General features: G+C 51.2%; 22 protein-coding genes. 3 read left to right on the top strand and 19 right to left on the bottom strand.

The features are described from left to right. Nucleotides 1–13: 13 nt before the first annotated feature. The 4 genes from J0X21_RS13945 to spoVAC all read right to left on the bottom strand — a co-directional run bounded on the left by J0X21_RS13945 (nucleotide 14) and on the right by spoVAC (nucleotide 3,537). On the bottom strand, nucleotides 14–1,480 hold the full coding sequence (locus tag J0X21_RS13945) for a spore germination protein (protein WP_209011434.1): 1,467 nt from the start codon (nucleotides 1,478–1,480) through the stop codon (nucleotides 14–16). A gap of 180 nt (nucleotides 1,481–1,660) precedes the next feature. Next, nucleotides 1,661–2,023 (bottom strand): stage V sporulation protein AE, encoded by a 363-nt coding sequence (spoVAE, locus tag J0X21_RS13940; RefSeq protein WP_206812798.1) that lies wholly within the window; start codon nucleotides 2,021–2,023, stop codon nucleotides 1,661–1,663. Nucleotides 2,024–2,037: 14 nt separating this feature from the next. After that, nucleotides 2,038–3,045: a stage V sporulation protein AD gene (gene spoVAD / locus J0X21_RS13935; protein WP_206812797.1), complete on the bottom strand. Its 1,008-nt coding sequence runs from the start codon at nucleotides 3,043–3,045 to the stop codon at nucleotides 2,038–2,040. 18 nt (nucleotides 3,046–3,063) lie between these two features. Continuing rightward, entirely contained in the window at nucleotides 3,064–3,537 is a 474-nt protein-coding gene (gene spoVAC / locus J0X21_RS13930) for a stage V sporulation protein AC (protein ID WP_206812796.1), read from the bottom strand. Between the two features lie 167 nt (nucleotides 3,538–3,704). Between spoVAC and J0X21_RS13925 the strand changes: the two genes are divergently transcribed. From J0X21_RS13925 to sigF, 3 genes are read left to right on the top strand one after another with little or no spacing between them, the layout of a single operon-like run. Then, complete coding sequence (locus J0X21_RS13925) at nucleotides 3,705–4,049, top strand: STAS domain-containing protein (protein ID WP_206812795.1); 345 nt, start codon at nucleotides 3,705–3,707, stop codon at nucleotides 4,047–4,049. A gap of 3 nt (nucleotides 4,050–4,052) precedes the next feature. Next, entirely contained in the window at nucleotides 4,053–4,490 is a 438-nt protein-coding gene (spoIIAB, locus tag J0X21_RS13920; RefSeq protein ID WP_206812794.1) for an anti-sigma F factor, read from the top strand. Between the two features lie 11 nt (nucleotides 4,491–4,501). Next, nucleotides 4,502–5,293 (top strand): RNA polymerase sporulation sigma factor SigF, encoded by a 792-nt coding sequence (gene sigF, locus J0X21_RS13915; protein WP_206812793.1) that lies wholly within the window; start codon nucleotides 4,502–4,504, stop codon nucleotides 5,291–5,293. Between the two features lie 17 nt (nucleotides 5,294–5,310). Here sigF and J0X21_RS13910 read toward each other — a convergent pair whose 3' ends face one another. The 15 genes from J0X21_RS13910 to spoIVB all read right to left on the bottom strand — a co-directional run bounded on the left by J0X21_RS13910 (nucleotide 5,311) and on the right by spoIVB (nucleotide 20,761). Next, the gene (locus J0X21_RS13910) at nucleotides 5,311–6,453 is read right to left on the bottom strand and encodes a D-alanyl-D-alanine carboxypeptidase family protein (RefSeq protein WP_206812792.1); all 1,143 of its coding nucleotides are present in this window, start codon (nucleotides 6,451–6,453) and stop codon (nucleotides 5,311–5,313) included. Between the two features lie 81 nt (nucleotides 6,454–6,534). After that, nucleotides 6,535–7,017, bottom strand: a complete 483-nt coding sequence (locus J0X21_RS13905; RefSeq protein ID WP_206812791.1) for a CoA-binding protein — start codon at nucleotides 7,015–7,017, stop codon at nucleotides 6,535–6,537. Nucleotides 7,018–7,077: 60 nt separating this feature from the next. Continuing rightward, on the bottom strand, nucleotides 7,078–8,379 hold the full coding sequence (locus J0X21_RS13900) for a pyrimidine-nucleoside phosphorylase (RefSeq protein ID WP_206812790.1): 1,302 nt from the start codon (nucleotides 8,377–8,379) through the stop codon (nucleotides 7,078–7,080). Between the two features lie 20 nt (nucleotides 8,380–8,399). Next, nucleotides 8,400–9,230 carry a purine-nucleoside phosphorylase gene (locus J0X21_RS13895; protein ID WP_206812789.1) on the bottom strand — a complete coding sequence of 277 codons (831 nt, stop codon included), beginning with the start codon at nucleotides 9,228–9,230 and terminating at the stop codon, nucleotides 8,400–8,402. A 76-nt stretch (nucleotides 9,231–9,306) separates the two neighbouring features. Continuing rightward, nucleotides 9,307–10,479 (bottom strand): phosphopentomutase, encoded by a 1,173-nt coding sequence (locus J0X21_RS13890; protein ID WP_328812964.1) that lies wholly within the window; start codon nucleotides 10,477–10,479, stop codon nucleotides 9,307–9,309. Between the two features lie 140 nt (nucleotides 10,480–10,619). Beyond that, nucleotides 10,620–11,513 (bottom strand): site-specific tyrosine recombinase XerD, encoded by an 894-nt coding sequence (gene xerD, locus J0X21_RS13885; RefSeq protein ID WP_206812787.1) that lies wholly within the window; start codon nucleotides 11,511–11,513, stop codon nucleotides 10,620–10,622. A gap of 59 nt (nucleotides 11,514–11,572) precedes the next feature. Then, on the bottom strand, nucleotides 11,573–11,794 hold the full coding sequence (locus tag J0X21_RS13880) for a hypothetical protein (protein WP_206812786.1): 222 nt from the start codon (nucleotides 11,792–11,794) through the stop codon (nucleotides 11,573–11,575). A 384-nt stretch (nucleotides 11,795–12,178) separates the two neighbouring features. Continuing rightward, nucleotides 12,179–13,294, bottom strand: a complete 1,116-nt coding sequence (gene ald, locus J0X21_RS13875; protein WP_206812785.1) for an alanine dehydrogenase — start codon at nucleotides 13,292–13,294, stop codon at nucleotides 12,179–12,181. Nucleotides 13,295–13,420: 126 nt separating this feature from the next. Continuing rightward, complete coding sequence (gene spoIIM / locus J0X21_RS13870; protein ID WP_206812784.1) at nucleotides 13,421–14,020, bottom strand: stage II sporulation protein M; 600 nt, start codon at nucleotides 14,018–14,020, stop codon at nucleotides 13,421–13,423. Between the two features lie 69 nt (nucleotides 14,021–14,089). Then, nucleotides 14,090–15,232, bottom strand: a complete 1,143-nt coding sequence (locus J0X21_RS13865; RefSeq protein WP_206812783.1) for an endonuclease Q family protein — start codon at nucleotides 15,230–15,232, stop codon at nucleotides 14,090–14,092. Beyond that, on the bottom strand, nucleotides 15,229–15,756 hold the full coding sequence (locus tag J0X21_RS13860; protein WP_206812782.1) for an NUDIX domain-containing protein: 528 nt from the start codon (nucleotides 15,754–15,756) through the stop codon (nucleotides 15,229–15,231). Before J0X21_RS13860 ends, J0X21_RS13865 begins: the two co-directional genes overlap by 4 nt. A gap of 19 nt (nucleotides 15,757–15,775) precedes the next feature. Continuing rightward, nucleotides 15,776–17,179 carry a [FeFe] hydrogenase H-cluster radical SAM maturase HydG gene (hydG, locus tag J0X21_RS13855; RefSeq protein ID WP_206812781.1) on the bottom strand — a complete coding sequence of 468 codons (1,404 nt, stop codon included), beginning with the start codon at nucleotides 17,177–17,179 and terminating at the stop codon, nucleotides 15,776–15,778. Between the two features lie 28 nt (nucleotides 17,180–17,207). Beyond that, complete coding sequence (gene hydF, locus J0X21_RS13850) at nucleotides 17,208–18,458, bottom strand: [FeFe] hydrogenase H-cluster maturation GTPase HydF (RefSeq protein WP_206812780.1); 1,251 nt, start codon at nucleotides 18,456–18,458, stop codon at nucleotides 17,208–17,210. 71 nt (nucleotides 18,459–18,529) lie between these two features. Further along, entirely contained in the window at nucleotides 18,530–19,354 is an 825-nt protein-coding gene (spo0A, locus tag J0X21_RS13845) for a sporulation transcription factor Spo0A (RefSeq protein WP_206812779.1), read from the bottom strand. A 165-nt stretch (nucleotides 19,355–19,519) separates the two neighbouring features. Then, nucleotides 19,520–20,761: a SpoIVB peptidase gene (spoIVB, locus tag J0X21_RS13840; RefSeq protein WP_206812778.1), complete on the bottom strand. Its 1,242-nt coding sequence runs from the start codon at nucleotides 20,759–20,761 to the stop codon at nucleotides 19,520–19,522. Nucleotides 20,762–20,850 lie beyond the last annotated feature (89 nt).

Genomic DNA, 20,850 nt, shown 5'->3' with positions numbered 1-20,850 from the left:
ATCACCTCTTGCATTATTCTTTGCGCCCCTCAGGCTGCCGGATGCGGTCTTTAGGCTTTAAGATGCTGGGACGTTTGTTCTTAATAGGCACCGGTGAGCGGACGATAATTGTCCCTAACGCCTTTAGATCTAAAGGAATGAGCGGCCACAAATAGGGTATCCCAAAGGACTTGGTTCTAAGCAACAAGAAAAAGACTAAAAGGATTCCAATAAAGAATCCGGTAAAGTTGAAAAATCCGGTCAAAAGGATGAGAAACAAGCGGACCAGCCGGTTAGCCTGAGCCAATTCATAGCTAGGGGTTGCAAATGAACCCACCGCCGAGAAAGCGGCATACATGACCACTTCCGGCACAAAGAGTCCGGCTTTGATCGACACCTCACCCATCATAAAGGCAGCGATTAAACCTAAAGCCGTGGCCAGAGGAGACGGGGTATGAATAGCTGCCATCCGTAAGAGATCAATGGCTAAATCTGCGATTACGACCTGCTGGAGCAGCCCGACTTTACTTTCTTTTTCCACTCCCAAAAACTGAAGCCACTCCGGTACCGCTTGCGGATTCAGAGCGATTCCGAGCCATAGTGGAAGCAAAAATACCGAGATAATAATTCCAAGAAACCGAACCCAGCGCAAATACGCACCAACCACAGGCTCCTGCCGGTATTCCTCGGCATGTTGGACATGGTGCCAGTAGGTGACCGGGGCAATCATGACCGAGGGCGACGTATCCACAATAACAATCACATTACCCTCCAGTAAATGAATTGCCGCTACATCCGGACGCTCCGTATAGCGTACGCGCGGAAAGGGATTCCAAAACTTGCTGCCGAGAATGAACTCTTCCACACTTTTCTCGGCCATGGGAATCCCGTCAATCTTTATTTTCTGTACCTCCTCGATGATTTCCTGAACCATCTGGGGGTTGGTGACATCTTCTATGTAAATCACACAAACATCGGTCTTTGAGCGGCTCCCTACCTGAATCAGCTTCGTACGCAGCATTGGATCGCGCATGCGGCGGCGGATTAAAGCCGTGTTGAAGACCAGCGTTTCCGTAAAGCCGTCCCTTGACCCTCTGGTTACCCGCTCGATATCCGGCTCTTCTGAATTGCGGCCGGGATAGCTGCGTAAATCTACAATAATTGCCTTGGGCTGGCCCTCAACAAAAATAGCCATCGGGCCGGAAAGAATAAAATAGATCACCTTATCCATGGTATCAATTTCAGATACTTGAAGGTTGATAATCCGGCCCTTTACCAGCTTATCCAGGGCGTTTACCACCAAGTCCGCACGCTCAAGCTCAATTAAGGCGTCCAGAACCAAGCTCACAACCTGGGCATCCACCATGCCATTAATCGCATAGATAGCGACTTTTTTGCCGCCAATCGTCATTTCCCTCAGCATCACATCAAAACTCTCAGGAATACCGAATTGCTTATTAAGGAAATTCACGTTTTCCTGATAGTTTTTGCTCACCGGCATATTCTTCTCACTGGGTGCATCCACTAACGAATCCCCTCCTTTCAGCAGTATTCAGTACTCAGAATTCAGTAATCAGTAGATGATCATGCCACGCTTTGCCGTGCTCTTAAAAGTCCAGCTAAAAAGACCCACGATTAAGCTATCTCATTCTGACTCCTGACTCCTGTCTCCTGTCTCCCGTCACCCTTTCGGATTAAACGTCACCGACACCAAATACCCGAAAAGCACTGCCGCCGCAATCCCGACTGCCGTAGCCTGCACTCCGCCGGAAAAAGCCCCGATCAGCCCGGTTTGACGCACAGCTTCCATAGCCCCTTTGGAAAGGCTGTAGCCAAACCCGGATAAAGGAACCATGGCCCCGGCTCCGGAGATTTTTACCAATGGAGTATACCAGCCGAAGGCTCCCAAGATGGCCCCGCCGGTGACAAAGACTACCATCATATGAGCAGGAGTGAAAGAAGGCTTGGTCAGATCCATGAGAAGCTGACCGATTACGCAAATAAGCCCACCGACAATGAACGCCGGAATCACCATTTCAAACATTGTCTATGCCCCCTTTACGCCTCAATCACGACTGCATGCCCGATTCCGGGAATGGACTCCCCTTGCTGCTGGGAAGTCGGACTGTGTAAAGCTCCGCTTCCAACCAAGAGAACCCTCTTCAGTTCCCCGGCCTTTAACCGCTGCATGATATTACCCGCAAATACCACCGCGGAGCAGGCGCACCCGCTGGCTCCCGCATGCACGTCTTGGTTTTTGTCATAGATTAGCACCCCGCAATCCGTGAATTCGGGTCCGGAGGTTATGCCGCTGCGTTTTAAGAGTTCCTGAGACAGGGCCAATCCAACCATTCCTAAATCACCGGAGGCAATGAGATCGTAATCCTGGGGCTTTCGATTAAGATCATTAAAGTGATTTACTAAAGTGTCAGTTACAGCTGGGGCCATCGCTGCGCCCATATTGGCGGTATCTTTTTCTCCATAATCAAGCACCCTGCCGATGGTAGCAGCCGTAATTCTCGGCCCAGCGCCGCTCTGCCCCAGGACCAAACTTCCCGCACCCGTCACTGTCCACTGGGCACTCATGGGTCTTTGCATTCCCTGCTCTGTAGGCAGGCGGTATTGGCGTTCAGCCGTTTCATGATGGCTGGATACCCCCACCAGAACATTGCGTGCGAACTGGCCGTCAATCAGCATGCTTCCAACAGCCATACTTAGGGCCATGGTTGAACAAGCGCCATAAAGCCCTATGTAGGGCAAGGCCATGGTACGGGCGCTGAAATTAGAGGAAATGATCTGATTCAGCAAATCTCCGGCCAGCATATAATCCACGTGCTCCGGATTTAGCCCGGACTGCTTCAATGCCCCTTGCATCGCCGTTTCCAAAAGCTTACTCTCTGCCCGCTCCCACGATTTTTCACCATGTATATTATCTGTCCAAACCTCATCAAAGGTTGTACCCAGGGGACCCTGACCTTCCTTTGGACCGACGACAGTATACGAAGCCAAAATGACCGGCGGCATGCCAAAGACCACCGTCTGATTCCCAACACGCTTTAAGTTCAAGCCGCATCACCCCCAGGTCTAGAAAATTAGAAGCAGGTAATAAATTAAACCTACAAGAATTGAGGTGGAAATGCCATAGACCAAAACCGGTCCGGCCACCATAAACAGACGTGACCCTACCCCGGCCACATACCCCTCGCGCTTAAATTCAAGGGCCGGGGATACGATGGAATTCGCAAATCCCGTGACCGGAATAAAGGCACCCGCCCCTCCAAATCTGGCAATCTCGTCATATACGCCCAAACCGGTGAGCAAGGTTCCCAAGAAAATTAACACGGCTGTGGCAACGGTCTGAGCCTGGGTCAATGCCATTCCGCCCATAACCATCAGATTAATCATGACCTGACCTATGGCGCAAATTAGGCCCCCGATGAAAAAAGCCCGCACCGTATTCTTCACCACCGTAGGCTTGGGTGTAAATTGCTTACTCAGATTCTGATACTCATCCGGAGTCACTCCAATCGTCGGCTGACGCAGATTTTGGCTGGCCATTTTGTCCCTCCTCCTTTCCAATGCCGTTTTCACGTTAAGGAAAACTAATCTTTAGTATGATTCTGGAACCGGCGGTTTATACGTAAATATTTTCCTGTAAGGCTAGCAGGAAAATTATGGATGTCGTCGAATTCTTTAGGGAGAATTGTTCAACAGGGGGAGTGACCATGCAGTTTGAGAAAAAACTCGAGCGCCAAACGCTGCTTTTGCGCTTGAAAGGGGATCTCGACTTAAGAACGGCCGATTCTTTGCGCGTGGCAATTGACACCGAGATCGACAAGCGGGGTGTCCGCACCGTTATCCTCAATCTTCAGGACGTCCAATTTATTGACAGCTCAGGTTTGGGAGTTCTGCTCGGCCGCTATAAGAAACTTTTACCTTTAGGCGGCAAGCTGAAAATCACGAATGTCCCGACTCATATCTTCAAAATCATGGAATTATCCGGTCTGCCGAAAATCATTAATTTTTATCCCGATGAAACTCTGGCATCGGAAGAAGGAAGGGGAGCTTAAAGGATGAAAAGCAACCAGTTAACGCTTAAGTTTACCAGTCTCGCTGAAAATGTAAGTATTGCCCGCATGTTAATCGCTTCTGTTGCGGCCCAGCTCGATCTTTCCCTCAACGATATCGAAGAGCTGAAAGTTGTCGTTTCAGAGGCTGTTTCCAATGCCATTATTCACGGGTATCACAATGAACCCGGCCATATTGTCCATCTAACCCTGGATATTGATCCCGAAGCCCTAAAAATCACAGTCAAAGACAACGGCTGCGGTATCCCGGACATTGAGCAGGCACTGCAGCCGGCTTACAGCACGGATCCGGAGCGGATGGGGTTAGGGTTTGTGTTCATGCAATCGTTCATGGATGATCTTCAGGTTGAATCCGTTGTGAACAACGGCACCACGGTCACCATGGTGAAGTTTCTTGACCGCACCAAGCCCTCCTCGCATTAGGAGGAAAAGATATGATCCAACGCTTAACAGAAATGAACCTGCCCCGTTTCCCACTCCTCTCCGACGATGAGATGATGAAGTTACTCAGGGCGGCGCGCGAAGGAGATCAGGAAGCCAGGGAAAGATTAATTAACTGCAACCTTAAACTAATTTTTAATCTGGTGCAACGCTTCGCCCACCGCGGGTATGAAATCGAAGACCTTTTTCAGATCGGCACCATTGGCCTCATCAAAGCGATTGACAAATTCGACTTTAGTTATGGAGTTAAATTCTCCACTTATGCCGTGCCCATGATTATCGGAGAAATCCGGAGATTTTTGAGGGATGATCATCCTGTCAAAGTGCCCCGCTCCTATAAAGAATTAGTGTACAAAGTAAACCGCGCCCGTGATCAGCTGTCCGCCACGCTTGGACGTGATCCCACCATCGGAGAAATCGCGCAGAATATCGGAGTGGACCGGGAAGAAATCGTGGCTGCGCTGGAAGCGGTGCAAAGCCCGACCTCCATTCACGACACCCTTTACCAGGACGACTCCGATCCAATTTACGTCCTCGACCAGTTGACTCAGGAAAAAGACCAGGAGAGCAGCTGGTTTGAAAAAATTGCGCTCAAAGAAGTCCTGGATAAACTCCCTGAGCGGGAAAAGAAAGTTCTGCTCATGCGCTTTTTTGAAGACAAGACTCAGAGCGAAATTGCAGCACAACTCAAACTTTCCCAGGTCCAAATCTCGCGCATTGAACGGGCGGCCCTGCACCGCATCCGCCAACTGATGCAAGTACCCGAGCCGCCGCGGAGTTCTTAGAGTGTGGTAGGAGATTCTTAAAAACCGAGCACCGATTTTAAAGTTTGGGTTAACTGCTGATACAACCCTGCACGCGGGACTGCGGTTTCTGCGACTAAGTTTACAGAAGCCTGCACTTGATCATCCAGGTAAAGCAAGATTTCCCCTACTTTTTGCCCTTGTTGCACCGGGGCTGTTATTTCTGGGTTAAGCTTCGTCTCAACCCAGAATTTTTTATCTTTACCCTTTTCCACGGTCACTCCCAATGGTTTTTCGGTTACGGCATTGATCACGGCCCCATTCCCTTTGCGCACAAGTACCGTTCCTTGTTTCGACTTGGCGGGGGCAAATTCTTTGAATGTATATTTAGCAAAGCCGTAATTATAGATTTTCATAGACTCGGCAAAATGCCCCCGGGGTTGAGGCACACCCATCACCACGGCAATCAGGCGCAAGCCGTCCCGCTCCACGGTTGAGGCCAGGCAATACTTGGCTTCATTGGTCCAACCGGTCTTGAAACCATCCGCTCCCTGATACCACCACAAGAGCTTATTGGTATTCCAGAGCTTAAATTGGCCGCCGCGCAGGTCATATTCTTTCATGCTGGTTAATTTTCGGATCAGTGGGTATTTCAAAGCTTCCCGCCCCATGACAGCCAGGTCATAGGCGCTGGTATAGTGTCCGTCAGCCGGGAGGCCGTAGCTGTTGACAAAATGAGTATGCTGCAGACCCAGCTCCTGAGCTTTTTTATTCATTTCTTCAACATAGGCTTCGTGGGTGCCACTGATATGTTCAGCTGCCGCAACACAGGCATCATTGGCAGATCCAACCGCAATCGCAATCAGCATTTCTTCAAGGGAGAACGTTTCTCCGGGTTCAAGATAGATTTGCGACCCTCCGAGACTGCAGGCTTTCTCACTGGCTGTCACTTTATCCGTTAGCTTTACTCTCCCGCTCTCAATCGCATCCGCCGCCACAAGTAATGTCATGAGCTTGGTGACACTGGCAGGAGGCAGTTCTTTATGAGGATCTTTTTCATACAGAATTTTGCCGGTCGCGGCATCCATTAAAATAGCGCTGGTCGCCTCCGTCTCGATCTCGGCCGCAAATGCAGGCTGCACCGCTACCCCGAGGTTTAAGGCAAGCACCAACGCTAACATGACTGCAAGCTTATTGCGCATCTTACACCCTCCTCAAACAATTGATATGATTATTATTCCCGGAAACAGAAAATCTATCGAAAAAAGAAAAAAGCCGGAGTTCTAAAACCTCCGGCTTACCGCTTTACTCGCATGGAGACCGTGCCAATAGCAGGGATGCAAGAATCCCCACGGCTTGCGATAGATTTTATGCTTCAGCACACACCCCTGTACTGGTATTATTCCCGCTTCTTGGCACTTATCCTCAAATTCCGGAGCCCAGGTCTGCTCCTGAAACCAAATATATTTCGCCCCGGCCGCCATTGCGTCTTCCACCAACGTAGGAGCATCCGGCGGTAGGAGACAGGGAACAACCACATCCACTTTCCCTTCCAGCTCCTTCAAACCGGCATAAAACTTAAACCCGTCCAGCCGCTTGATTCCAGCAGCCACCGGATAAACCTTACATCCAAATTCTTTTAAGGTTCGCCAGACCTGCCAAGCGTGTTTATGGCGTTTGAACTTTTCTTCGCTGCCCAGGACCGCAAAGCTTTGGGCAGTTGTCAGCCCTTCTGCCAGAGTATATATCTTCTTCTCGCGTGCCAAAAAAGACACCCCCGCGTAAGCTTTCTCCTACACCATACGCGGGGGGACAGAGAACTAGACCTAAAGTATTACCTCTGCGATTAGCGGTTTATGCTCAGGAGGCTCCGCTCCCAGCGTCACGGCTTCGCGGGCAAGGCTTAGGCCCGCAGCCATTTTCTTCTCGTCCGCACTGTAAAGCTCCAGCAGCGTTTCCCCGGCTTCTACCCATTTTCCCGCTTTTTTGCGGACGATCACACCCGCTCCCAGGTCAATGGCTGATTCTTTGGTTTCTCGCCCGGCACCGAGTACCATCGCCAGGTTGCCCACCGTCCGCGCATCCACTTTCTGGACATACCCGGCTTGAGGGGCCGGGAAGGGCACCCGCTCAGCGGATACAGCTAACCTTTTCTCCTGTACCGCTTGCACATCCCCGCCTTGAACCTTGACAAGCTCAAGGAACTTCTCCCAGGCGGCTCCGCTTTCAAGGGCTTCCCGTACAACTTCTATTCCGGCTGCGGCATTCGGGGCTTTCTCGCCGGCAACCAGCATCCAGGCGCCAAGTTCCAGGCAAACCTCAACTAAATCCGCCGGGCCTTGACCCTGCAGGGTGTCGATCGCTTCCAAAACCTCCAGGCTGTTGCCCACAGCCCGGCCCAAAGGCTGCTCCATATCACTTAAGAGTGCAACCGTCCGCCGTCCTAAGGAGTTCCCGATCTGCACCATGGCCTCCGCCAAGGTGCGGGCTGCATTCAGGTCTTTCATAAAAGCGCCGGAACCATATTTGACGTCAAGCACGATCCCCTGCGCCCCGGCTGCAATCTTTTTGCTCATAATGGAAGATGCGATCAGGGGTATGGAATCGACCGTGGCAGTCACATCGCGCAAAGCGTAAAGCTTTTTATCCGCAGGCACCAAATTCCCGGATTGGGACATGACAGCGAGCCCGATCCGCTCGACCTGGGATAGAAAGCTTGCCCGCTCCAGTTCAACTTGGAAGCCGGGAATGGATGAGAGCTTATCTATGGTGCCGCCTGTATGCCCCAGCCCCCGGCCGGACATTTTAGCCACCGGCACTCCACAGGCGGCAACCATCGGCGCCAGGATTAAGGTGGTTTTATCTCCGACTCCGCCCGTGCTGTGCTTATCTACGAATTTGCCTTCAAGGGTGGAAAGATCAAGCTGTTCCCCGCTTTCGGCCATCGCCAGGGTTAATTCCGCCGTTTCTTCCGCATTCATGCCCTGGTAAAATACAGCCATCGCCCAGGCTGACATTTGGTAGTCCTTAATTTCTCCGCCGACATATCCGTCAATGATAAACCGGATCTCCTCGCGGGTAAGCGCTTTCCCATCTCTTTTCTTCTCTATCAGATCAACCATCCGCATATCTCTATCCCCAATTCTTTCTACAGTACCCTCAGCAGCGCCTGCATAAAGCGCACAAACAGCTTCTCAATGCGCTCGGTGGTCTCGATTACCTCAGCATGCGAGAGCTTCTGCGGCAAAATCCCGGCCGCCATATTGGTAACGCACGAAATCCCCAGTACCCGCATTCCGCCGTGATTGGCGACAATCACTTCCGGTACGGTCGACATCCCGACAAGGTCCGCCCCAATCGTCCGCAGGTAGCGGATTTCCGCCGGGCTCTCGTAGCTGGGCCCGCTTAAGGCCGCATAAATTCCCTCTTGCGGGGTGATTCCGAGTTCCTGCGCCAGGGGCAGGACTTTTTGCCGCCATTCCAGATCATAGGCTTCACTCAAGTCCGGAAACCTGGGCCCCAAGCTTGAAAGATTCGCTCCCCGCAGCGGATTTTCCCCCATTAAGTTAATATGATCCCGGATTAAGACCAGATCACCCGGCCGGTAAGCGGGATTTATCCCTCCGGAAGCGTTGGTGACGATTAAGCCGGTGGCGCCTAAGACTTGCATCACCCGCACCGGGTAGGTCACTTCCTGCATGTTATACCCTTCATAATAGTGAAAGCGCCCCTGCATGGCGACAACGCTTTTCCCGCTGACCTTGCCGAATACGAGCTGCCCGGCGTGGCCTTCGACCGTAGAAATCGGGAAATGCGGAATCTCTTTATAGGGAATTACGGTTTTCTCGTCAATTAAACTAGCAAAACCGCCAAGTCCTGAACCGAGAATGATCCCAATCTCCGGCATTAGATTTGTTTTTCCAACTAAAAAGCGGCGCGTTTCCGCCAACCGGTTCACTTGCTCCTGCTCCGGCAGCATAATGATCACACTCCTTTTGAAATTCGCTCTGCAAGGAAGCTTGCCTCTTATAATATAACATTATTTTAGAGTTCAGTTATCTGCTTATTGATCGAAAGAAACTTTTCCCCCAGGGAAAGGCTTCCGTCTCCAGATACTCGGCTACGGTCGCTCCGACATCGGAAAAAGTGTTCCTGATTCCTAAATCAACTCCCCGGCGCAGCTTTTTCCCATAGACCAAGAGCGGCACATATTCCCGGGAGTGATCCGTGCTGGAGGTGGTCGGGTCGCAGCCGTGGTCCGCCGTGATGATTAAAAGATCATCATCCTCCAAGTTATGTAAAATTTCCGGCAGCCTGCGGTCGAATTCTTTCAAAGCTTCGGCATACCCCTCAGCATTATTGCGGTGCCCGTAGAGCATATCGAAATCCACCAGATTCGTCATGATCAAGCCGTCTTGGTGCTCCATCATGAATTCCAGGGTCTTGTCCACACCCTCGGCATTGCTCTTACTGGGCTTATGTTCCGTAACACCCTGGCCGTTAAAGATGTCGCGGATTTTGCCAACCGCCTGCACAGCCAGCCCTTTCCGCTGCACATAATCAAGCAAAGTGGGGTGGGGCGGAGACACGGCAAAATCATGGCGGTTGGCGGTGCGGGTGAAATTCCCCGGCTCACCCACAAAGGGTCGGGCAATCACCCGGCCGACCTTCAGCTCCCCCGCCAGCATTTCCCGGGCTATGGTACAAATGCGCATTAACTCCGGCAGCGGAATCACATGCTCATGGGCTGCAATCTGAAACACGGAATCGGCCGATGTATAGACAATCGGTTTCCCGGTTTTCATATGCTCGGGCCCTAAGCGCTGGATAATCTCCGTCCCGGAAGCCACTTCATTTCCGATCACCCGGCGTCCGATCTTTTGCTCAAACTCCGAGATAAACTCCGCCGGAAACCCTTGCGGGAAAGTAGGAAAAGCCTGCTTGAGAATGACCCCGGCCATTTCCCAGTGCCCGGTGGTTGTGTCCTTGCCCGCGGAAGCTTCTGCCATCTTGCCGTAATTCCCTGCAGGCTCTAAAGCCGGCTTCACCCCCTGCAGCGGCTTAATATTCCCTAAGCCTAACTTTTCCAGATTGGGCAGAGTAAGCCCTTCCTGCACTCTAGCGATATTCCCTAAGGTATCGCTGCCTTCATCTCCATACTCGCGGGCATCGGGCAAAGCTCCGATTCCCACGCTGTCCAGAACGATCACAATCGCTCGACGTCCCACGAAATCCCTCCTTAACACTAAACCAACCCGCCCTAAGTCCCCCGCCTCTATAGGCGGCGGGTGCCAAAGGGCGGTTAAGTCCAGTATGGACTCGACTAACATTCAGTGGGACTTGATTTCCCCTCTGAATGAAGTCTCGTTCAATCCGCGCGCGGGTGCGCTTGCCGGAACACCTCCAGCAGGCGCTTGCGCGTCAAATGTGTATACACCTGGGTAGTCGCGATGTCGGCATGCCCAAGCATTTCCTGCACAGACCTCAGATCCGCTCCGTGCTCCAGAAGATGGGTGGCAAAGGTATGGCGCAGCATGTGCGGGTAAATATTTTCCTCGATGCCGTGGCTTTTGGCCCAGTTCTTAAGGATCAGCCACACTCCCTGGCGGGTGAGTGCCCGGCCATGGGCATTCAGAAACAAGGTCTCAACGCTTCTCCCTTTGGTCAAGAGCGGGCGTGCCTTCCCCAGATACCTGCGCAAAGCGGCCACGGCTTCTTCCCCCAGGGGAACAATCCGCTCCTTTCCTCCCTTGCCGCGGCATTTAACGTACCCAAGCTCCAGTTCAATATCATTTATCCGCACCGTGGTTAACTCCGACACTCGCAAGCCGCTGCTATAAAAGACCTCCATAATCGCCCGGTCACGGACGGCTAACTCCCCGGCCTCAAGCTTGTCAGTTAATAGTTTGTCCATTGTCTTCTCAGACAACACCCTTGGGATCACTTCATTTAGTTTAGGGCTGGTTAAATAGGGCGTTGGATCATCCGCACGTAATCCTTCCGCCTCCAGAAAGGCAAAAAAACCCCTCAGCGCAGCCGTGACCCGTGCCACTGTGCGTGCCGCCATGCCTTCTTTCTTTAGTTCCAATAGGAAGACAAACAAATCATTGGCATCACAATCACCCGGGTTTTTGCCCTTGCGCTCCAGAAACTCTTCCAGCCGCCGCAAATCCCGGGCATAGGCTTCACGGGTATTCTCCGCCAAACCCCTTTCCACATAGAGAAAGTTCAAATAGCTTTTGAGAAGGCTCGAGTGCTTCATGCTTATCCTCCCCCTGCCAGTTAAATTCTACACGGGAAGGATTTTTTCCTGTTTTTCCTTTAACGTTCATTCCCGGTGAACAGATGAAGCACAAATTCACTTAGGGGCAGCTTTTCCACCCGCATGGGATTCCCGCTTGGCTTTTCTTCATCGCGGCCGACAGAACCCAGCCAGGTGTTGGCAATCCCGGCCAGCTTCGGCAAGAGGACGGCCAATAATAAAAGCAGCAAGAACACTCTGCCAACGTAAAGAATCACCTCGCGCACTCCGGCTTGACGCATCCCTCTCCCCCCCATCCATAAGAATTTATGCCGGGAAAGCACGTCTCAAGCCTTCTACTTCCTAGGAAATTAGTGACAAAAAAAACTCCCTGCCACACCACAGCAGAGAGCAAAAAACTTAAAAACGATCGTACCAGGCACTCTTCCTTACTTAGCGAACCGTTCGAGCAGAGGAGCGTCGAGAGCGTAGTCGACGAAGCGTGAAGCCGCGCCACACGTTAGTCCACGGTGTGGACTAACGCCACTTGCGCCCGGCAGGGCATTAGCAAGTGGATTTCAATCCAGGTATTACCCAAAGGTTTGGCGCGGTAGCAGAGTCGACAAGCGAACAGCTCCGGCGCGTGGTGAGCGGGTAAAGAAGAGTGCCGGATACTTTCTCATTCTTTACATCAGCGCTTCCTCCAACGGGGTGTAAGGAATATTGAGCGACGCGGCCACAGCCTTATACGTCAGTTTGCCATTAATCACATTGACTCCCTTGCGCAACGCCCGGTTTTCGTTAATCGCTTTCAGATAGCCTTTATTTGAAATTTCCAGAGCATAAGAAAGGGTCGCATTGGTCAGGGCAAAGGTCGATGTTCTGGCAACCGCGCCCGGCATATTGGCCACACTATAATGGACCACCCCGTGCTTGACAAAGGTAGGATCACTGTGCGTGGTCACCCGGTCAATCGTTTCAATGCTGCCCCCTTGGTCAATCGCCACATCCACGATCACACTTCCCGGGGTCATGCTTTTCACCATATCTTCCGTGACCAGGCGCGGAGCGCGTGCACCCGGAATCAGAACCGCCCCCACCAATAGATCAGCCTGAGCCACAGCGTTGCGAATGTTATAAGTATTGGACATGAGCGTTTTGGCACGCCCGTTAAACAAATCATCCAGTTCGCGCAAGCGCTGGGGATTCTTCTCCAGAATGGTCACATCCGCACCTAAGCCGACTGCCATCTTGGCGGCGTTGGTTCCCACAATCCCACCGCCCACAATCGTTACATGAGCGGGCGGCACTCCTGGAACACCGCCTAACAGCACCCCTTTGCCCCCGTGGGGTTTTTCCAGGAACTGGGCTCCGATTTGGATGGACATTCTTCCGGCCACTTCACTCATCGGAACGAGCAGAGGCAAGGATCCGTTATCCAGCTGAATCGTTTCATAAGCGACGGCCACAACCTTGTTATCCATTAAAGCTTTGGTTAGTTCTGGTTCAGGTGCGAGATGAAGGTAAGTAAATAAAATCTGACCGTCTCTAAAGAAATTATACTCTTGAGCCAGGGGCTCTTTGACCTTAATCACCATATCCGCGCCCCAGGCCTCAGCAGCTGAATTGACAATCTGAGCACCGGCCGCCGTATACTCCTCATCCCGGATACCGCTTCCTTCCCCGGCCGACTTCTCGACCAGCACCTTATGTCCGGACTGAACAAAGTCGTGCACTCCGCCCGGAGTGATTGCAACCCTGTTTTCGTTATTCTTGATTTCTTTCGGACAGCCGATAATCATTTTAACTAACCCCCTATTAGTAAATTATAACTGAAGTGATATAAAAAACAAAAGGGAGCGAACACTCCCTTATTTTCTGCGTAAAAGTTAAAAGTCATTCAATTTCCTATAAAACATTTTTAAGAATTACCCGAGAAACAACCGCACCCCCAGCAAAGAAAAATACCCCTGTGTCACTCCGGCGGCTACCGCACCCAGGGAAACCAAAGCCGCCGCCATACTGTAATAAAGAAATTCCCCCCTGAGGGACTGACCGCTGTTCTTTCCTCTTAAGAGCAAAACGGAAAAGACGGTCGCCAGCCCTGCCCCCAGCAGCAATAGAGGTATTACGAATAAGGACGGGATGAACACGGACACCAGGGTCAAAGCCAAACCGAGCAAGCCTTTAGCTTCTATGAAAAAACTAACGGTAAACCCGAGAATAAAGCCACGGGTAAAGACGATCAAGTAAATCAAGGGGGCGCCGATCACCGTGAGCCCCAAGACCCAGATTCCCGCCATCATAATAAACGTATCCCTGGCCAGTTGCTCCAGGAAGCCGGAATCTAAGGCCGTCGGCTGGCTTTGGAGCAAGGAATCCAAAAATTTCGCCAGCTGGCCCTGTTCCGAAACCCCCAAAGCCTCTACCCCAACCGCTCCAAAAATCACTCCCGCTAAATAAACACAGGAAAGCGTTAAATAAATCACCCAATACTGCTTGATATGCTCCCCCAGCTTCGTCCACATGGCCTTTTGCTCCTCCCGCAGGTTTCTAGGACATGTTTATTCAGAGCCAGGGAAAAGTATGTCCACAGTTTACATTTTGACATGCCCGAAAATACCGCCCCCGCCGGGACTGAAATTAAGCTCTCCGGAGCGGGCTTTCATAATCCAGTAAGCAGCTTTCTCCCCGCCTGCCCGGGCCAGATCCCCTTCAGGCGCATCATGCAGTACAGCCATTTCCGTGCCGAAGGCTTTCAGTAAATGGGCGTAGGTCTTAGGTCCAATCCCGGGAAGCTGGCTTAGCGGCACCTGATAGTGGTAGCGGAAATCATCCGGAGGAATTCTGTCGGCAATCACCCGCAAACGGTCCAGGACTCCCATGACCACCTTGCTGCTGCCGCAGCGGGGGCAGGTTAATCGGGGCGGTTCTTCCTCCACTACCTGCTCACACACCAGACAGTAGGTACGATGATATTTGCCGACGATCGGAGGCAGACCATAGTTGCCCGTGATTTCCCCGGCCCTGCCTGCGAACAGGTCTTCCAGTCCCTGAAAGGAATTGTCTCCCAAACGGAGGGCGTTATACTCGCGCGCAATATTAGGCAGGGAATGGGCGTCGGAATTACTGAACAGCTGCACCCCTTGCAGTTCACTTACAGACAAGGCCATAGAGCGGTCTGCACTCAAGCCGATTTCCAGCGCTTGGGGAAGCACTGGCAGAACCTCGGCCAGACGGCGGCAGCAGTTCCCGTAGATCCCCTTATGCGGGGTGAAGGCATGGGCCGGAAGCCAGATCCCTCCGGTCTCCTGTACAATCTCCAGCCAATCCGGCACGGCTAGATACGCCCTCTGCGAGCTTAATTGCAAGTTCTTGACATAGGGGCTTAAGCGTCTGGCATAGCGCTCAAGCTGCTCAAGCGCAGGAAAAAAGGCCAGGAAATGAGCGCTGCCTGTTCCTGCCTTCAATTCAATTTCCGTCCCCGGGATGAGCGTCAGTTTGCCGGTTGTATACCCGCCGCCGCTGTGCGGATGCAAGACCCCTGCACTGAGGAGTGCCGTCAAATCCCTGCGTACGCCCGGAGATTGGGCATCAACAACTCCAATTAGTGACAGGCCTTTCACTTCCTGGGCTGTCTCGATAATATTGGGCAGGCTCAGAGATTTGGCGGCGGTTATTTTGACCGCTCGCCCATCCAGGCTCTGCCCGATATGTATGTGCAAGTCCGCATAAATCACTTGAGTTTCTCCTGTACTAAGAGTATTCCAAGAGCGGTTTTACCGTCATTAAATTCCCCTTGAGCCGCCATGGTCAAAGCCCTGGACCAAGGAATACTCTCCACCTCCAGAAATTCGTCTTCATCCTGGCGCAGGGGATCGTACACCAGGTCTGTGGCGTAGAAAATATGAATCACTTCATCGGTATAACCCGGGGTCATATAAAAAGTCCCCAGCCGTTCGAGACTCCCGCGATAGCCTGTTTCCTCACGCAATTCCCGTTCGGCGCAAGCCCTGGGGGATTCTCCCGGGTCCAGTTTTCCGGCCGGAATCTCCAACAATTCGCACCCGGGAGCATAGCGGAACTGGCGCACCAACAGCAGCTCTTCCCCTTTCAAAGCCACAATAGCCACGGCCCCCGGATGACGCACAACTTCCCGCATAGACTCCTGTCCATTGGGCAGTTCCACCCGGTCCCGTTCCAGCCGCAGAATGCGTCCCTCGAACAAGACTTCTCCGTCAAGGCGTTTTTCTTTCAAGTCCATACCGGTAACTCCCCCTAGGTTAAAAGTAAAAATCCCGCTCTCCCGCCGTAATCCGCCCAAGTCTTTCTACGGTGAGAGCTCGGATACGCGGATCGGCGATCTGCTCCAAATGGGCCTGAATCGTTTGCTCCCCGATCCTTTTTAACTCGGGAGAAGCGTAGTCAAGTAAAAACTCTTTAAAAGTCAATATTGCATTGGGCTGGCACACGTTCTGGATTTGCCCGCTTTTGGCCAAAGCCATAAAGCGGTCACCCGTCCTCCCCTGACGGTAGCAGGCAGTGCAATAGCTCGGGATAAATCCGGCCCGGCACACGCTCTGCAGGGTTTCGTCCGGTGTCCGCACGTCTTCCACCGTAAATTGCGGATCAAGCTGCTTAACCAGCTGCTTAGCATGTTCCTGACTATAACCGCCGACGCCGGTGCAGGAGCCCGCACTAATCTGAGATACACCCTGATTAATCAATTCATCCCGTAGTTCAGCTTTTTCCCTTGTGGATAAAATGATTCCGGTATAAGGCAAAGCCAAGCGCGTAATGGCAATCAGCTTGCGGAAATCATCATCCTGAACCAAGGAGAATTGTCCCATTTCCACTCCCTGGGCCGGTTTTAGCCGGGGGAAAGACACGGTATGCGGGCCCACGCCAAACCGCTCTTCCAAATGCTCCGCATGCTTAAGCAAGGCAATCAGCTCAAACTTATGATCATAAAGCCCGAACAAAATCCCTAAGCCCACGTCATCAATGCCACCGGTCATGGCCCGGTCCATGGCCGTCGTATGCCAGTCATAATCCCGTTTCGGGCCGGACGGATGAACTTTGGTATAGGTCTCCCGGTGATAACTTTCTTGGAACAGAATATAGGTACCGATTCCCGCCTCTTTTAATAAACGGTATTCATCCACCGTGGTGGCCGCGATATTGACATTGACCCGGCGAATGCTTCCGTTTTCCTCCTTCACCTGATAGATGGTGCGGATGGCCTCCAGGACATACTCGATGGGAGCCTGAACCGGGTCTTCCCCACATTCCAAGGCCAGACGCTTATGACCCAAACTTTCCAAAATCCTGACCTCGTCCGCCAATTCCTCCATACTCAGGCGGCGGCGGTTGAGCTCGTTCTGATGGCGATACCCGCAATAACGGCAGTTATTGACGCAAAAATTGCTAATATAGATCGGAGCAAATAAAACCACCCGCTTGCCGTAAATCTTCTCTTTAATCACTGCAGCCAGGTGATACATGCGCTTTAAGAGTTCTGAATCCGCTAATTCTAAGAGCACCGCCGCCTCTTCAGCCCTGAGACCTTTTCCGTGTTCCGCCTTGTCCAGGATTCTGTGCGCTTCCTCCGGACCGGCCACGCGAGCCTGCGCCAGAATGTCCTGAATCTCAGACTCGTTGATAAAGTCTGCCCGTTCTCTTTCCAAGAAATCCTCATCTCCTACAGTTAATATATTACTCAAGACTGTTCCCCAGTAGCCTTCGTACCTCCGGGAACGGGGATAAGACTCGCGGAAGTATCCCGTGCAGATAGGCGATGCACACGCCGTAGTTGACGATAGGAACTTGGGCCTGTTGAGCATGCATGATCCGGGAAAGCATCTCGCGCTTATTAAGCATACAGGCGCCGCAGTGCACGATTAATCGGTAGGATTCTAAATCCGGCGGGAGGCTCGTGCCGCTGGCCCAGGTAAATTCAAGGGTTTCTCCCACTCTCTGCTCAAGCCAGCGCGGTATTTTCACCTTGCCGATATCATCATCCGTGCGGTGATGGGTGCACCCCTCGGCAATCAAGACCCGGTCACCGGGCCGCAGATCAGCAATCGCTAACGCTCCCCGGACTAATGTCCCCAAATCTCCTTTGGCGCGCGCCATTAAGATCGAAAATGAAGTCAGCTTGATTTCCGGAGGAGTCAGGCGCTCAACCAGGGGAAAGACTTGGGAATCGGTAATCACCAGCGCGGGTTTGGGTGAGACTTGGGCCAGCAGTTCCTCCAATTCGGTTTCTTTGACCACCAAGGTCCAGAGATCATGATCCAGCAAATCACGAATGGTCTGGACCTGGGGCAGAATCAGCCGTCCTTTGGGAGCCGAGGCATCAATGGGGGTAACCAGCACGACCAGCTCCCCTTTAGAAACCAAATCCCCAGCCAGTACCGGTTCATCCCAATTCCGGGGAGCGTGGGCGATCATAAGCCGGATCAGTTCTTCCATTCCTTCGCTTTCAGTAGCACTAACAGCCGCCCATGGAATGCCCAGGCCGGCTTTGAGTACCGTCATTTCCGATAGAATCAGCTGATCCGTTAGATCGATTTTATTTAATACCCCAATCACCGGGATCTTTCGTTCTTGGCAACGGCCGATGATTTCCCGCTCATAATCCCCTAACCGATGAGTTAGATCTCTATTAACGCTATCCACAACTAAAAGCACCAAGTCTGCCTGGTCCAGCACCCTCCAGGTTCGGGCGGTGCGCAGTTCCCCTAAAACTCCCTCATCATCAATCCCCGCTGTATCAATTAGCAATACCGGACCCAGCGGCAAAATTTCCATTGCTTTAAAGACCGGATCGGTCGTTGTACCCGGTGTCTCTGATACCAGTGCAATCTCCTGATGAGTCAAAGCATTAATTAGTGAAGATTTCCCGGCATTACGCCGTCCGAAAATCGCAATCTGAAGCCTATTGGCCCGCGGAGTGTCATGCATCCAAAAATGCCCCCTTATAACAAGAGCCGCTTAATAAGCGGCCGCGAAAATTTCATCGTGACATCATGAAATTAAAACAGTTTGGACATTCTCAGCTTATCGGCAACCATGGCAATGAACTCGGAATTTGTAGGCTTTCCGCGGTCGACATTGATGGTATACCCAAAGAAGCGGTTCATAAAATCCACATTTCCACGGTCCCAAGCCAGTTCAATTGCATGCCGGATCGCTCTTTCCACCCGGCTGGGCGTGGTTTGATATTTTGTGGCTATCATCGGATAAAGTTCCTTAGTCACTGCTCCTAAAAGAGCAACTTCCTGGACTACGCTTACGATGGCATCGCGCAAGTATTGATAGCCCTTCACATGCGCAGGAACACCCATTTGATGAATCATGCGCGTGACTTCAACTTCTAGGTTTTTGCTGGACATTTGCGGCAAAACCGAATTGGCAACGGCAGGGTTAGCAAAACCAGAGCTGTTAATGACACGATTCAGGGACGTTGCAGGATTAGATACGAAATTTTGTTCGTAAAGCTGGCGAATCCGTTTACCTAACGTATCCAAATCAAAAGGCTTTAATATGTAATAATCGGCTCCCAAATTCACGGCACGCTGAGTCATACTCTCTTGGCCAAAAGCGGTTAAGATAATGACGTGGGGTTTGTCAGCTTCATTCTGGAGCCGTTCCAACACCCCTAACCCATCCAAGTGAGGCATGATTATATCCAGCACAACGACATCCGGTGACTCGCGAAAGATCAAATCTAAAGCTTCGTTCCCATGATAGGCTGCCCCTACCAAATTCATATCATCTTGTCTTTGTATGTACTCTTTCAAGACTTCAACAAATTCTCGATTATCATCGGCCACTAATACGCGTATTGACCTATCCATCCTATTGCCTCCCTTAAGTGGGTCCTATCCTGTTAATGTTTCGACAATTCTTTCTTTATTCCTTCTGCTTTTAGCTTAGAAAAATGTTTTTATGGCAAAAAAAATTGATTCTAATTTAAAAAAAGACTGTCCAACCTATTTTCTTGGACAGTCTTATACCTTTAACTAAGCCGCTTCGCTTCGTTCGAGGATTCCGGATTCCCTTAACATGTTTTGCATAAAGACTCCATATCCTCGCAAACTATCGTTAACAAAAACATGGGTCACTGCTCCAATTAGTTTACCATCCTGCACAATCGGACTGCCGCTCATCCCTTGAATAATGCCGCCGGTCGCTTTAATGAGTTCCGGATCGGTCACTCGGATGACCATATTTTTCGCGTCCGTACGATGGCTTAAAATCCGTTCAATGTTTACATCATATTCCTGGATGCGGTCTCCCTGGATTACAGTATAAATCTTAGCCGGTCCTTCTTTAACTTCCGATTCCCATCCTACCGGAATCGCCCTTTCAAAATAAGGATTGGAAATCTGACCGTTTAATACTCCAAAGATTCCGGTCATGGTATTTTTTTCGATACTGCCACTGAACATTGAATTCGTATCAAAGGAACCAACTTTTTCCCCGGGGTGACCCCGGCTTCCTTTTTCAATCCCATAGATCGATGAGTTTACAATTTTCCCATCCGCCACTTCGATTCTCTGATTGGTATCGGCATCGTTGATGATATGACCTAAGGCACCATATTTTCTGGTGACAGGATCAATAAAGGTTAAAGTTCCAACTCCCGCGGCTTCATCTCGAACGTAAAGACCAATCCGATGTCTCGAGGTTTCAGGACAATAAACAGTAGCGACACTTTTTTCTATAATTTCTCCCTTATGCTTTAATAATAACCCCACTTTTCCTTGACTTGCGCCGGCTTGGTGAATCGCTTCGGCAACTTCCTGATCGGAGTGTACCTCTTTGCCGTCAATTTTTAAGATAACGTCTCCGATTTCTACTCCCGCCTCCTTAGCGGGATAGCGTTTTTTTCCGTCTTGACCCATGACAGGAGCCTGACCAACAATAATCACTCCTTGAGTTTGAAGACTGACTCCAATGGATTGGCCGCCTGGGATTAACATTAAAGACGGCATCACTTCAACTTTATTCGTTTTTAAGGGAAAGATTCCGAACAGCTTATAGGATATTTCCATGACTTGGGGCCGGTTTACCGTGCTCACACTGGCTGCTTCAGCGGCTGATACCGGTACAACCGAGACAATTTTTGAAAGCATTCCGGAAACTTGGGGAACTTGGCCAGGCACAACCGGGACTTGAGTCAGATTCAAAATTCCGGGAGCAAAACTGAGGAAGGTACAGAGAAGGATGCTGAGAAGAGCAATGGTTCTTCTGATCTTCATTCTCTTATCCCTCCACCTATTTTTCTCCCCATTGTTCTTCCATTTCCCCTCGAATTCTTGCATTTTTGTTTGTTTAACGAAACCTAATC

The sequence above is a fragment of the Paradesulfitobacterium ferrireducens genome (assembly GCF_017310645.1).
Classification (GTDB): domain Bacteria; phylum Bacillota; class Desulfitobacteriia; order Desulfitobacteriales; family Desulfitobacteriaceae; genus Paradesulfitobacterium; species Paradesulfitobacterium ferrireducens.
Note: the sequence above shows the minus strand (reverse complement) of the source record. Positions and strands in the feature narration are given on the sequence as shown.

What these genes read in the sequence shown, in the direction of transcription:
- spoIIAB (WP_206812794.1), top strand. Translation starts at nt 4,053, where the DNA reads ATGAAAAGCAACCAGTTAACGCTTAAGTTTACCAGTCTCGCTGAAAAT.
- J0X21_RS13925 (WP_206812795.1), top strand. Translation starts at nt 3,705, where the DNA reads ATGCAGTTTGAGAAAAAACTCGAGCGCCAAACGCTGCTTTTGCGCTTG.
- ald (WP_206812785.1), bottom strand. Translation starts at nt 13,294, where the DNA reads ATGATTATCGGCTGTCCGAAAGAAATCAAGAATAACGAAAACAGGGTT.
- J0X21_RS13860 (WP_206812782.1), bottom strand. Translation starts at nt 15,756, where the DNA reads ATGGACTTGAAAGAAAAACGCCTTGACGGAGAAGTCTTGTTCGAGGGA.
- J0X21_RS13945 (WP_209011434.1), bottom strand. Translation starts at nt 1,480, where the DNA reads ATGCCGGTGAGCAAAAACTATCAGGAAAACGTGAATTTCCTTAATAAG.
- J0X21_RS13895 (WP_206812789.1), bottom strand. Translation starts at nt 9,230, where the DNA reads ATGCTGCCGGAGCAGGAGCAAGTGAACCGGTTGGCGGAAACGCGCCGC.
- spoVAC (WP_206812796.1), bottom strand. Translation starts at nt 3,537, where the DNA reads ATGGCCAGCCAAAATCTGCGTCAGCCGACGATTGGAGTGACTCCGGAT.
- xerD (WP_206812787.1), bottom strand. Translation starts at nt 11,513, where the DNA reads ATGAAGCACTCGAGCCTTCTCAAAAGCTATTTGAACTTTCTCTATGTG.
- spoIVB (WP_206812778.1), bottom strand. Translation starts at nt 20,761, where the DNA reads ATGAAGATCAGAAGAACCATTGCTCTTCTCAGCATCCTTCTCTGTACC.
- sigF (WP_206812793.1), top strand. Translation starts at nt 4,502, where the DNA reads ATGATCCAACGCTTAACAGAAATGAACCTGCCCCGTTTCCCACTCCTC.
- J0X21_RS13900 (WP_206812790.1), bottom strand. Translation starts at nt 8,379, where the DNA reads ATGCGGATGGTTGATCTGATAGAGAAGAAAAGAGATGGGAAAGCGCTT.
- J0X21_RS13880 (WP_206812786.1), bottom strand. Translation starts at nt 11,794, where the DNA reads ATGCGTCAAGCCGGAGTGCGCGAGGTGATTCTTTACGTTGGCAGAGTG.
- spo0A (WP_206812779.1), bottom strand. Translation starts at nt 19,354, where the DNA reads ATGGATAGGTCAATACGCGTATTAGTGGCCGATGATAATCGAGAATTT.
- spoIIM (WP_206812784.1), bottom strand. Translation starts at nt 14,020, where the DNA reads ATGTGGACGAAGCTGGGGGAGCATATCAAGCAGTATTGGGTGATTTAT.
- J0X21_RS13910 (WP_206812792.1), bottom strand. Translation starts at nt 6,453, where the DNA reads ATGCGCAATAAGCTTGCAGTCATGTTAGCGTTGGTGCTTGCCTTAAAC.
- spoVAE (WP_206812798.1), bottom strand. Translation starts at nt 2,023, where the DNA reads ATGTTTGAAATGGTGATTCCGGCGTTCATTGTCGGTGGGCTTATTTGC.
- hydF (WP_206812780.1), bottom strand. Translation starts at nt 18,458, where the DNA reads ATGCATGACACTCCGCGGGCCAATAGGCTTCAGATTGCGATTTTCGGA.